This window comes from Pseudomonas sp. RIT-562, assembly GCF_026241895.1.
In the GTDB taxonomy this organism is placed as follows: Bacteria; Pseudomonadota; Gammaproteobacteria; order Pseudomonadales; family Pseudomonadaceae; genus Aquipseudomonas; species Aquipseudomonas mandelii_F.
Genome location: NZ_JAPJIV010000013.1, coordinates 24592 through 36895, shown reverse-complemented (window position 1 = coordinate 36895; position 12304 = coordinate 24592). Strand labels below are relative to the sequence as shown.

Annotated in this window: 8 protein-coding genes; 1 reads left to right on the top strand and 7 read right to left on the bottom strand. The window is 60.8% G+C overall.

The window, feature by feature from the left end:
- The first annotated feature begins 1 nt into the window (after position 1).
- Positions 2 to 229: a hypothetical protein gene (locus tag ORL50_RS16800; protein ID WP_266016556.1), complete on the top strand. Its 228-nt coding sequence runs from the start codon at positions 2 to 4 to the stop codon at positions 227 to 229.
- Between the two features lie 180 nt (positions 230 to 409).
- On the opposite strand, the gene ORL50_RS16795 is transcribed toward ORL50_RS16800, so the two are convergent.
- The 7 genes from ORL50_RS16795 to ORL50_RS16765 form a co-directional block, all read right to left on the bottom strand.
- Positions 410 to 3436, bottom strand: coding sequence for a multidrug efflux RND transporter permease subunit (locus tag ORL50_RS16795; RefSeq protein WP_266016555.1), 3027 nt, complete (start codon positions 3434 to 3436; stop codon positions 410 to 412).
- 13 nt (positions 3437 to 3449) lie between these two features.
- Entirely contained in the window at positions 3450 to 4598 is a 1149-nt protein-coding gene (locus ORL50_RS16790) for an efflux RND transporter periplasmic adaptor subunit (RefSeq protein WP_266016554.1), read from the bottom strand.
- A 202-nt stretch (positions 4599 to 4800) separates the two neighbouring features.
- The gene (locus ORL50_RS16785; protein WP_266016553.1) at positions 4801 to 5901 is read right to left on the bottom strand and encodes a DUF1513 domain-containing protein; all 1101 of its coding nucleotides are present in this window, start codon (positions 5899 to 5901) and stop codon (positions 4801 to 4803) included.
- A gap of 14 nt (positions 5902 to 5915) precedes the next feature.
- Positions 5916 to 6980 carry an imelysin family protein gene (locus ORL50_RS16780; RefSeq protein WP_266016552.1) on the bottom strand — a complete coding sequence of 355 codons (1065 nt, stop codon included), beginning with the start codon at positions 6978 to 6980 and terminating at the stop codon, positions 5916 to 5918.
- 27 nt (positions 6981 to 7007) lie between these two features.
- Entirely contained in the window at positions 7008 to 8435 is a 1428-nt protein-coding gene (locus ORL50_RS16775) for a di-heme oxidoreductase family protein (protein ID WP_266016551.1), read from the bottom strand.
- Between the two features lie 339 nt (positions 8436 to 8774).
- A complete protein-coding gene (locus ORL50_RS16770; RefSeq protein WP_266016550.1) occupies positions 8775 to 10124 on the bottom strand; it encodes an imelysin family protein in 1350 nt (449 codons plus the stop codon).
- Positions 10125 to 10248: 124 nt separating this feature from the next.
- Positions 10249 to 12300, bottom strand: a complete 2052-nt coding sequence (locus ORL50_RS16765) for a putative bifunctional diguanylate cyclase/phosphodiesterase (RefSeq protein WP_266016548.1) — start codon at positions 12298 to 12300, stop codon at positions 10249 to 10251.
- Positions 12301 to 12304 lie beyond the last annotated feature (4 nt).

Below are 12304 nucleotides of genomic sequence, written 5' to 3'. Positions count from 1 at the left end.
AATGAAACTCGAAATTGCACGAGGTTTGTTTCTGATAGGAGCCTTGGCAGTTGCTTCAATAGCGGTGGCGGCTTGGGAACAGCCGCGCACGCAGGTCCTCAGTTCAGTGAGCGCCGAAGCTCACTGTCCAACGCCACGTGTTGCCAAGGCAGCCGTGGCCTCCCAGCCTGATCATGACCTGTTGCTGTTCATGTTCGGACTTTCACAGGGTATGAGGCCGCAGAGTTGACTCGATTGAAGCCAAAATAAAAGGCCTCGCGTATGCGGGGCTTTTTGTTGGCCTTTTTCCGCAACGACGCCGACCCTGTGGGAGCGGGCTTGCTCGCGAAAGCGGAGTGTCAGGCGCATCATCGCAGACTGACATATCGCATTCGCGAGCCAGCCCGCTCCCACAGGGTCATAGGTCGTGTCAGGGTTTGTCGGGTTTAGCCAGCAACGTGTACACGCACGGCAATACAAACAGCGTGAACAACGTCCCGATCGACATCCCCGTGGCAATCACCGTCCCGATGTCGAACCGGCTCACCGCCCCCGCCCCCGTGGCAATAATCAACGGCACCATGCCAAACACCATCGCCGCGGTGGTCATCAACACCGGTCGCAAGCGAATCGCCGCCGCTTCTTCCACCGCCTCGCGAGGTGACAAGCCTTTTTCCTTGCGCAACTGGTTGGCGAATTCGACGATCAGGATCCCGTGTTTGCTGATTAATCCGATGAGCGTCACCAGCCCCACCTGGGTATAGATGTTCATGCTCGACCACCCCAGGAACAATGGAATCAACGCGCCGCAGATCGACAGCGGCACCGTCACCAGAATCACCAACGGGTCGCGGAAACTCTCAAACTGCGCGGCCAGCACCAGGAAAATAATCGCCAGGGCCAGGGCAAAGGTCACCCACAGCGCGCTGCCTTCCTGGATGAATTGCCGTGAAGCCCCTGCGTAGTCCACGGAATACCCGGCCGGCGCCTCTTCCCGGGCGATCTGGCGCACGGTGTCGAGGGCTTCCCCCATGCTCACCAGCGGCACCCCGGACAGGATTGCCGAGTTGAGTTGCTGGAACTGGTTGAGTTGGCGCGGACGTGCGCGGTCAGTCACGGTGATCAGGGTCGACAGGGCAAGCAGGTCGCCCTTGGTATTTCTGACGTAGTAGTTGTTGAGCCAGTCGGGGTTGTCGCGGAAAGGCCGTTCGACCTGGGCGATAACCTTGTAGCTGCGACCTTCGATGGTGAACCGGTTGATCTCCGCTTCGCCGAGCAAGGTCGCCAGCGTCCCACCCAGGTCCAGCATCGACACACCCATCTGCGCCGCTTTCGCGCGATCGATATCCACCACCACTTCAGGTTTGTCGAACGCCAGGTCGACGTCGACGAAAGCGAACTTGCCGGATTCCATGGCGCGTTTTTTCACCCGGTCCATCACCTGCAGCAATGACTCATAGTCGTTGGCAGAGTTGATCACGAACTGGAATGGCAGGCCCTCGCCCGTTCCCGGCAGGGAAGGCAGGTTAAAACCGAACACCTGCAAGCCGGAGATGTTCCCCAGTTTCGCCTGAACCTCCGGAAGAATTTCCATCTGGGTCCGGCTGCGCTCATTCCAGGGCTTGAGCAGGAAGCCGCCGATGCCCGATTGCACTCCGTTGAAGCCATTGATCTGGAACGAGGAGTAGTACTCGGGGAACTCCTTGAATATCGAGATGAATTCGTCGGTGTAGGCGTTGAGGTAATTGAGGTTGGTCGGTTGCGGCGCATTGGCCAGCATGAAAATAATGCCCTGGTCTTCGTCGGGCGCAAGCTCAGTCTTGGTGAACTTGAGCAGCAGCGGAATCAGGCACAGCACAATCACCGCAAATACCAGCACCACCGGCCGGGTGTTGAGCGTGCCGTGCAACATCTTCTGGTAACGGCGCTTGAGGCCTTCGAAAATGCGATCCAGGCGATGGGCCAGACCGCTTGGATTTTCGTCGTGGCGTAACAAAAGCGCGCACATCATCGGCGATAAGGTCAAGGCGACGATACCCGAGATGACCACGGCGCCAGCGAGTGTCAGGGCAAACTCCTTGAACAGCGCTCCGGTCAGCCCGGTGAGGAAGCCGATGGGCGCATAGACCGCCGCCAGGGTGATGGTCATGGAAACCACCGGCATGGCTATTTCCCTGGCGCCTTCGAGGGCAGCGTCCATCGGCGTCTTGCCTTCTTCGATATGACGGTGAATGTTTTCCACCACCACAATGGCGTCGTCCACCACCAGGCCGATGGCCAGCACCATGGCCAGCAGGGTCAGCAGGTTGATCGAGTAACCCATCATCTGCATGAAGAACATCACGCCAATCATCGACAACGGAATAGTCACCACCGGGATGACCACTGAGCGCAGGGCGCCGAGGAACAGGAATACCACGACGATTACGATCAGTACGGCTTCAAACAGGGTTTTCACCACCTCATCGATCGAAGCCTGGATGAACAGCGTTGCGTCGTAGGCGATCTCGCTCTTGAGGTTTGGCGGCAGCTGGGCCTCCAGTTCCGGCATGATCTTGCGCACTTCCTTGATCACGTCCAGAGGGTTGGCGGCTGGCGTTGCCTTGATGCCGATGTACACCGACGGCGTGCCACCAAAGGAGCTAATGGTGTCGTAGTTCTCCGCGCCCATCTCGACCCGGGCGACATCGCTGAGCAGCACGCGGCTGTCGCCGTCGATCTTCAGCGGGATAGCCGCAAAGGCTTCAGCGGACTTGAGCTCCGTGTTGGCGTTGATACTGGTGACCACATACTCGCCTTTCACTTCACCGGCGGCGGACAAGAAGTTGTAGCGACGCACCGCGTTGGTCACGTCGGCGGCGGTCAGGCCGAAGCCGGCCAGTTTCACCGGGTCCAGCCACAGACGCATGGCGAACACCTGGTTACCGAGGATCTCGGCCTCGGCCATGCCGGGCAGGGTGGCGAGTTTCGGCTGAATCACTCGCGACAGGTAGTCCGTGATCTGCGGGTTGTTCAGCTCCTTGCTGAAGAAGCTGATGTACATCAGGGCCGAAGCGTCGGCCGCTTCCTTGCTCAACACCGGGTCTTCGGCGTCCTGGGGCAGCTGGTTCTTGACCTCGTTGGCCTTGGCCAGCAGTTCGGTAAACAGGCGATCGCTGTTGGCACCGATGCGCGCGTATATCGAGATCACCGAGAAGTTCTGGCGACTGACCGAGGTCATGTAGTCAATGCCTTCGGCGCTGGCCAGGCTTTGCTGCATAGGCTGGGTGATGTAGCCCTGGATGGTCTCGGCGTTGGCCCCGGGGTAGGCGGTGGTCACCGTGATCAGGGCGTTTTCCATCTGCGGGTATTGGCGCAGCGGCAGCTTGCTCCAGGCCTGGAAGCCCAGCAGCACAATCAACAGGCTGACCACGGTGGCGAGCACCGGGCGGCGGATGAACGGGTCGGTAAAAGCCATGGGGGTTCCTTGATCAGTCCGCGCGCGGCGGGCTGTTCTGCTCGGCTAAAGTCTTGTCGTCGCTGATGGCAATGGGTGCGCCGTTGTCCAGTTTGATCTGGCCGGCGGTGACCACTTTCTCGCCGTTCTGCACACCTTTGGTGATCATCACCAGCCCGTCCCGGCGCTCGCCGGTTTCGATGAAACGCCGCTCGGCGATCAGGATCGGCTGATCCTTGTCATCTTTTTCCACGCTGCCGTCTTCGGCCTTTTTCTGCGCCACGACGTACAGCGAGTTGCCGTAGAGCGTGTAAGTGATTGCACTCTCAGGCACGACAATGCGCGGCTGCGGGTTGGGCAACAGAACCTGCAGGCTGGCGAACATCCCCGGCAGCAACTTGCCCTCGGGATTGGCCAGGGTGGCGCGCACCTGCACGTTGCGGGTGGTGTTCTCGACTTTCGGATTGATCGCGCTGATGGTGCCGGGGAACGTTTGCGTCGGGTAGGCAGATACGACTACCTGCACCGCCTGGCCCACGGCGATTTTCGGCACCGATTGCTCGGGCAGGAAAAAGTCGACGTACAGGCTGCTGAGGTCCTGCAAAGTAGCGATCACCGTGCCACTGGCCACGTAGTCGCCAACGTCCACCTGGCGGATGCCGATGGTGCCGCTGAAGGGCGCGAGAATGCGTTTTTTCGCGAGTGAAGCCTTGAGCTGATTGACCGTGGCCTTGTTCTTCTTGAACACGGCAGAGAGCCTGTCGAACTCGCCTTTGGAGATGGCCTGGCTGCCCACCAGCTGGCTGCCACGGTTGTAGTCCACCTGGGCCAGCCCGAGGTCGGCCTGGGCAGTTTCCAGCAGTGCGCTTTCGACGTCGCTGTCGAGTTGCACGATCGGCTGGCCAGCCTTGACCTTCTGTCCGGACTCGAACTGCACCTCAGTGACGGTGCCCGCAATCTCCAGGCTCAGGTCAACACCCTGCAGCGCCTTGAGAGTGCCAACGGTAGGCAGGCGGGCTTGCCAGGGCTGCTCGGTGGCGGTGGCCACGGCGACACTGGTCGGCGGTTTTGGCGCAGAAAAGCCTTGGATCATCGTGTAGATGGAGAAGGCCTTGTAAGCAGCCAGGACCAGCACGATCAGCAGTACAACACCCAACATGATCAGCATGCGACGGCGCAGCATATTTCCACTTCCTTGGAGAAAATCAGGGCATACAGACCGGCACATTACTCCGAGTGGCGGGGGGATTCCAACTGATAGAACTTACAGGGGTAAGGCTTTCGAACGGCGTTGGCCTGAAAAGATCGCAGCCTTCGGCAGCTCCTACAGGGTGTGTGCATTCCAATGTAGGAGCTGCCGAAGGCTGCGATCTTTTCGGCGTTAATCACGTCATCAGGTGCAGATGGTTATCCCAGAGCCCTGCAGGCAGTTCCAAGGGTTTTGCCAGCAGGTCTGCCTGACGGCAATCGTAGTACCGGCAACGACCCTGACCCGAGGTCACGACAAAACCATCAGCCACCGCGCCGACCCCGGCGCAGTCCGGAAGCGGCGCATCCAGGCGCACTTCGCCGCTGTCCAGGTCCCAGATGAAAAAGCGGTTGCCCCGTGGTGCCGTCAGCGCCACCAGGCGCAAGTCACTGTGCACCGCGACGCTGGCGGTGTAGTGACCCATCGCCTGCAACTGATGCTCAGGCACCGGGAATGCCACGAAAGGCTGGCCGGGGCGCTTGATCGCCAGCAACTCCGATGACTCATTGGACGGCCCCATGAATTGCTGGCCGGCGACGATGGTGCCGTCGCTGGCGATGCCCAGGTGGCGCACGCTGTTCATCTGCTGGGCGAGGGTTTCCTTGCTCAGCAGGGTACCGTCCCGTTGCATCAGTACCAGGCTCGGCTCCATGGCATGCAGGTTCATCTCGACCCGACTCTCGGCTTCGGTGCGAATGCCCCCGTTGGCCACCACCAGGGTCTCGCCGTCTGGCATCCAGGAGACCTGGTGCGGACCAATGCCATGGGTGGAGATCTCGCCGCTGTGCACCAGGCGCTGCCCCTCGAACCGGTACACCCCGAGCAGGCCTCGACCTGGATCGGAGGTATCGTTTTCGGTCGCGTACAACCAGTCACCGCTGCTGTGGATCACCGCGTGGCCATAGAAGTGCCGGTTTGGCAGCGAGCTGACCGTTTGCAGCAGCGTGCCGTCGCGCAGATCGATCAGGTAGCTCTCGGTGCCAGGACGGCGAGCCACGAATAAGGCCATCGGCTCTGTCGGATGATTGATGATGTCATGACAGCGCTGATTAACCTGCGTGGCGAATACCTGCGTGCCGTCCAGGCGATAACCGACCGCATAGTGCTTGCCATCGGTGTCGTCCCGCGCCGAGAGCAGCAGCGGGCTCTTGTCCTTTTGTTTGAACAGCGTCCAGCCGCCCAGAGTCACTGCTCCCAGCAGCAAGCTACCTAAAGTCAGAGCCTGACGTCGCAGCATGGCAGTCGCCCTCATCAGTCACCGTCGTTGGCGTTGAAGCCCAGTTGGATGCCCAGCGCCTTGGCCAACTCGCCTTCGTGCAGGCGATGGACGACGTTGAGGCTGTCGTAGATATCGTTGAGTTGCTGGCGACCCGCATCATCGCCGAGCATTTCGGCCAGCGAGCGCTGATTGCTGGCGAACAGTTTCAGGGACGCAGCGTAAGCGGCGTCGATCTTGTCGGCCAGGGGTTTCTGCTCGCTCGGCAACAGGCCGCGCAGGCCCTTGTTGTCGACTCCTTCCCAGACGGTCTTGGCGGCGGCAAGGCTGGCTTCCAGGCCGCTCAGGGAAGACTGGCTGCGCCAGGCATCGGCCTGGAAGGGTTGCGGCACACCTTTGCTCTGGCGGCCCATCGGCGTGCCGAGCTTCTTCTTCAGGCTGTCGAGTGCGGTGACTTGCACCCGCAGCAAATCGGCGATGGCCTCATGGGAATCGGCGTAGCGCTGGTTCGGGAACTTGCTCATCTGCGCGAGCATGCCGTCGGTGTTGTTCCAGCTTTTGAGAATGTCTTCGGCCAGCAGTTTCTGGTGCTCGCCGATGGCCTTGAGCAGCGGGCAGTATTTGGCTTTTTGCGCATCGTTGGCGACGTCAGGCTTGCTGTCGAACAGGATGTATTCGTAGGCCGACAGGCCTTGCACCACAACACTCGACTTGGCCAGGGCGGCCGCGTCGATCTGCGGCTGCGCGGTAACCAGTTGTTCGACCTGACGGCCGACCAGGTTTTTCTTGTCCGGCCAGAACTGCACCGACCAGGCACGGTTGCCTTCGGCCAGCGGACCGATCAGCAGCGGCTGCAACTCGGCCCAGGCTTTCTGCGCGTGCAGGAAGTCCTTGCGTGCGGTGTCGAGGTCTTCCTTGCCTTCGCAATAGGCGAGTGCACTGACCGCCAGTTGGCGATCGGCTTCCACCCAGCGGGTGTACGTCGGCAAGATCACCGACTTGGCGATTGCTGCGGACGTGACGGCTTGCGGGTCCTGCGGAGAGCAGGCGCCCAGGGCGAGGGCGGCAAGGCTGGTGAACAACAATTTGGGACGGAACATGTAAGGCTCCCGCTGAGTGAACGCTTATTAAAGGGAATTCAAAAACGCCAGCAACGCAGCGCGCTGCTCGGCATTGAAAGACAAAACCTGTTGCTGCGCCGCTTGCGCTTCACCGCCATGCCAGAGCACGGCTTCGAGCAGGTTGCGGGCGCGGCCGTCATGCAGGAACTGGGTATGGCCACTGACTGCCTGAGTGAGGCCAATGCCCCACAGCGGCGCAGTGCGCCATTCACGGCCACTGGCCTGGAACTCGGTGCGGTTGTCGGCAAGACCTTCGCCCATGTCATGCAGCAGCAGATCGCTGTAGGGGCGGATCACCTGATTGGCCAGTTCAGGTTCTGCAGCAGTCGTTGCAGTGGTGTATTTCGGCGTATGGCAAGACTGGCATCCGGCCTGAAAAAACAGGCTCTTGCCCGCCAGCACCTCGGGCGCGTTGACATCACGCCGGGCGGGAACGGCCAGGTTGCGGCTGTAGAACAGCACCAGGCGCAGGATGTTGTCGCTGACTTCGGGTTCGCCATTGGCGCCATTGCCATTGGGCGCCTGCTTGCACGCGGTTTGGGCGTCGGTGCAGTCGTCAATCGGCCTGAGGCTGGTCGTCAGGCCCATGTCTGCGGAAAACGCGTGGACGTTTTGCTGATTGAGGTTGGGTTGCCCGGCTTTCCAGCCAAAGCGACCCAGCACGGCTTTCTGTTGCGCATCGTCCCAGACCCGATTCGGCCGCCCGCTGATACCCCGATTGTCCTTGGCCTGTGCCTCGGCGTTGGCCAGGATCGCGGAGTCCGGAATGGCTTCCAGCAGGCCCAGGCCGATCATTGGCGGCGCGACCCGCGCCGAGAAGCGCGTGTCGGGGTGCATCGGGCCGTAGCCGAGCTGACTGATCTGCAGGCTCGGTTTGCGCAGCTCGATCTCGGTGCCGTCCTTGAAGCGCACGGGCACTGGCGTGTAATCGACTCGCACCTTGCCTTCGGGGACCACGCCGGGTACTGACATGTCCTGGAACTGGCCGCCGTAGACCGGTTCCGGAACTACGCCGAGGTGCTCGATGACCTTGGCATAGCCCGGCGCATCGGGAATCGACAGCCGTACCAGCATGGACACGGCATTGGCCGCATCAGGGGTGGGCGGGTGACCGCGACCGTCCTTGATGTGACAGTTCTGGCAGGCGTTGGTGTTGAACAAGGGGCCCAGGCCATCCCGTGCGGTGGTGGTCGACGGGGCGATCACCCAGGGGTTACGGAAGAAGCTGTTGCCGACACTGAAGTCCACGCGCCGTGAGGGCGCAAGATTGGCGGACGGCAGGGAAAACGCATTCTGATCAGTCTTGCGCACCGTCGCGCTGCCACCGGACCGAGCTTCTCCAGGTTCGGCCTGGGTAAAACGCGGGGCGTCATCGCAGGCACTCAGGCCCAGGGCCAGCAATAGTGCGGACAAGCGAAGAAGCAGCGAGGGCATCAGACATCCTGCAGAACGAGCAAAACACGGGCGCAAAGTCTAACAGGGCGGTGAAGATTGAATAAGAGGAATTATCGTTTGGTTGATGTGGGACATATTTTCATCTGTGGGAGCAAAGCTTGTGGGAGCACCCTTGTGGGGGCAGTCCATCTGGTGGGAGCACCCTTGTGGGAGCAAAGCTTGCTCGCGATAAACGATGACGCGGTCCAGGCGAACCACCGAGTTGCCTGCATCGCGAGCAAGCTTTGCTCCCACAGGGGCAGGGCACCAGCATGATCAGCGATTCGTGGGCATGAAAAAGGCGACCCAAAGGTCGCCTTTTTTTTCAGCCAGCGTTGATCAGAACTCGTGATCAGCGTTGTCCGGGTTCAGGTCGCTGATGCCCAGTTTGCCAGCGGCTGCTTCGATCGAACCGGTCTGCTTGACCAGGGATGCGATAGCGTCGCGGACGATCTGGTTACCGGCGGTGTTGCCTGCCGCGATCAATTGGTCGTAGTGCTCACCCTTGTTGGCGTGGTCAACGATGACCTGCATTTTCGCTTCGGTGGCTTCCAGGTCGGCTTTCAGCGCGCTGTCAGCAGCCGGATCAGCCTTGGCCACCAGGGACGAAAGGCTGGCGCCGGTCATCTTGGTGCCGTCGACGCGGGTGTATTCGCCCAGGTACACGTTACGAATGCCCTTGGCATCGTAGAACTGCGAGTTGTGGGTGTTATCGCTGAAGCAGTCGTGTTCGTCTTCAGGGGAGTTGGCTTCCAGGGAAACCTTCATCCGCTCGCCCGCCAGTTCGCCCAGGGACAGGGAACCCATGCCGAACAGCATTTTGCGCAGGCCGGTTTCAGCCGGTTCGGCTTCCAGGGTCGCACGATAGTTGTCGGCCACGTTCGGCTTCCAGTTGCCGACCATTTCTTCCAGGTCGCTGACCAGCAGCTGGGTCACGGACTTGAGGTAAGCACGACGACGCTCGTTGTGGCCGCCAGTTGCACCCGTGCCTTCCAGGTAGTCGGAGGCCGGACGGTTGCCAGCGCCAGGGCCGGTGCCGTTCAGGTCCTGGCCCCACAGCAGGAATTCGATGGCGTGGTAGCCGGTCGCGACGTTAGCTTCGGAACCGCCCAGCTCGTTCAGGCTGGCGAGTTTTTCCGGGGTGATGTCCTTCACGTCGATCTTGTCTTCGCCGACCTGAACTTCAGTGTTGGCGATGATGTTGGCGGTCGCGCCCGGGTTGCCCAGTGCGTGCTCGTAGGACTTGTCGACATAGTCGATCAGGCCTTCGTCGAGCGGCCAGGCGTTCACCTGACCTTCCCAGTCGTCGATGATGGTGTTGCCGAAGCGGAATACTTCGCTCTGCAGGTACGGAACGCGCGCAGCGACCCAGGCCGCTTTCGCCGCTTTCAGGGTGTCGGCGTTCGGCTTGGCGAGGAAGGCGTCGACGGCAGTCTGCAGGGTTTTCGCGGTGGATTCGGCATCGCTGTACACGGCGAAGACGATGTCGGCGTAATGCGCGACAACGGCTTTGGCGGCGGCTTCGTCGACTTTACCGGCAGCAGCAGGCGCTGGCGCAGCGGCCGGGGCCGTAGTGGTGGCCGCTGGAGTAGGCGCTGGAGCGGCAGCTTTGTCTTTGCCTTCGCCACAACCGGCGAGGGAAATAGCGATGGCCAACAGACTGGCGGTAGCCAGAGGCATACGAATCATGGCGAACATCCTGCTTCGAGAAGGGGGTGGTATGGCGCGGCAAGCGCGCAAAACTGCGACATAATGCAAATCTTTCGCATTATGTGTAAAGGGTTGTAGCTGTAAATATTTCTTATTCACCCACCTACAGGATCGCCGCATTGCTGCGCTGCGCCTGCTTGAGGTAAGCGCTCAACTCCCGTGCCGGCAACGGTTTGCTGTAGAAATAACCCTGCCCCTCATGGCAACCCTCGGAAATGATGTAGGCCTCCTGCTCGGCGGTTTCCACGCCTTCGGCAATCACCTGCATGCCCAGGCTCTTGCCCAGCTGGATGATCGCCCGAACGATCGTTGCATCGTCGTCATCGTCCAGCAGGTCCTGGACGAAGCTCTTGTCGATCTTGATCTTGTCCAGCGGCAGGCTTTTCAGGTAACTGAGCGAGGAATACCCGGTGCCGAAGTCGTCGATGGCAATCAGCGCGCCGGAGCGACGCAGGCTCAACAGGTGTTGGGCGGCCGTACTGATGTCTTCCATCAGGCCGGTTTCGGTCACTTCCAGTTCCAGGCTGCGCGGTGGCAGGCGGTACATCTGCAGCAGGTTGTTGACCACCCTCGGCAGCTCGGCGTGGTGCAACTGCACCGTGGACAGATTCACCGCCATGCGCAGGTCGGTGAAACCCTGGTCGTGCCAGTCGCGCAGCTGCTTGCAGGACTGATCCAGCACCCACTCGCCGATAGCGATGATGGTGCCGTTCTGTTCGGCCAGCGGGATAAACAGGTCTGGCGGGACCAGGCCGTGCTCGGGGTGCTGCCAGCGAATCAGCGCTTCCACCCCCACCACGCGGTTTTCCCGGTAGCTGATCTGAGGTTGGTAAACCAGGTAGAACTGGTCGCGGGCCAGGGCTTCGCGCAGGTCTTTTTCCAGCTCGCGGCGGCGCCGCATCTCGGTGTCGACGCTGGCAATGTAGAACTGGTAGCGATTGCGCGAGCGGGTCTTGGCCAATGTCATGGTCTGCTCGGCTTTTTGCAGCAGCTTTTCAGTGCTGTCGCCATCCTCGGGAAACAGGGTGATACCGATGGTGGCGCGCAGGCGGATTTCCTGATGGTCGAGGGCAAACGCCGCTTCGAGGTCGTCGAGAATGCTCTGGGCCAGTTCGGCCGCCTCATAGGGTTGTTCGATATCGGCCTGGACCAGGGCGAACTGGTCGCCGCCCAGACGAGCCAGCGCGCCGAGTCGCCCACTGTGCGCGCGCAGACGATCAGCCAGGGCCAGCAACAGCTGGTCGCCGGTCTGATAACTGAACTGTTCGTTGATGCCTTTGAAGTCATCGAGGCCAACACACAGCACCGCAACCCGGCGTTGCAGCTTGCCGGCGTCCACGAGGATCTTGTCCAGTTGATGTTGCAGTTGCTGGCGGTTCGGCAGCCCCGTCAGAAAATCGTACTGCGACATGCGCAGCAGGCTGTTTTCCGCCTCGTGGCGCAGGTGCGTGTTGCGTTCGATGGACTCGAGCAGCTGATTGGCGGTGCTGATCCAGATCCCCAGTTCGTTCTTCTCGTGCCCTTTGAGCTGCGGAATCTTGTGTTCGCTGGGTCGATCCGGGTTGATTTCGGTCAGGTGCTCAATGATCCGCGACAACGGTTTGGTCAGCAGCCAGTGATAGACCAGATACAACACCAAGCCCATGGCCAGTGCTCGCAAGACCCCGGAAATGAAGATGATCACTGAGCTGACAATGAAGCCCTGGCCATAGGTGGCAGTGTCCAGGGTAATGCTCAGGTCGCCGTAATACTCGCTGTAAGGGCCGCGACCTACCAGTTGTGTGGTGAAGGTGCGTTCCTTGCCGAGGATCAGGTCGGTCAGCCAGCGACTTTCCGAATGCTGCAGGTCCCGGGATTTCTGCGCCAACATCGCCTCATTGGGATGCCCGATGGAAGCCTGGCGCACGGCGTCGTCCTGAAACAGGCCTTCGATGACCTGCATGCCCATCTCGCGATCCAGGCTGTAGACGGCCTGGGTCGAAGGGTCGCGAAACATGTCGAGGATGCGCTCGGCATCATTGGCCACGGCCTGGCGTGTTTTATAGGCATCGAAGACGATCTGCGCGCAGCTCAAGACCACGCCGACGATCAATGCCGACAGGAGCACGACCCGGAGCAACTTCACCGACAAGCTGTTCTTGAGTTCCAGCTTCAAAAGG

Bases quoted from the DNA above. Each gene is read 5' to 3' on its own strand.
- ORL50_RS16800 (WP_266016556.1), top strand. From the start codon at position 2: ATGAAACTCGAAATTGCACGAGGTTTGTTTCTGATAGGAGCCTTGGCA.
- ORL50_RS16795 (WP_266016555.1), bottom strand. From the start codon at position 3,436: ATGGCTTTTACCGACCCGTTCATCCGCCGCCCGGTGCTCGCCACCGTG.
- ORL50_RS16790 (WP_266016554.1), bottom strand. From the start codon at position 4,598: ATGCTGCGCCGTCGCATGCTGATCATGTTGGGTGTTGTACTGCTGATC.
- ORL50_RS16785 (WP_266016553.1), bottom strand. From the start codon at position 5,901: ATGCTGCGACGTCAGGCTCTGACTTTAGGTAGCTTGCTGCTGGGAGCA.
- ORL50_RS16780 (WP_266016552.1), bottom strand. From the start codon at position 6,980: ATGTTCCGTCCCAAATTGTTGTTCACCAGCCTTGCCGCCCTCGCCCTG.
- ORL50_RS16775 (WP_266016551.1), bottom strand. From the start codon at position 8,435: ATGCCCTCGCTGCTTCTTCGCTTGTCCGCACTATTGCTGGCCCTGGGC.
- ORL50_RS16770 (WP_266016550.1), bottom strand. From the start codon at position 10,124: ATGATTCGTATGCCTCTGGCTACCGCCAGTCTGTTGGCCATCGCTATT.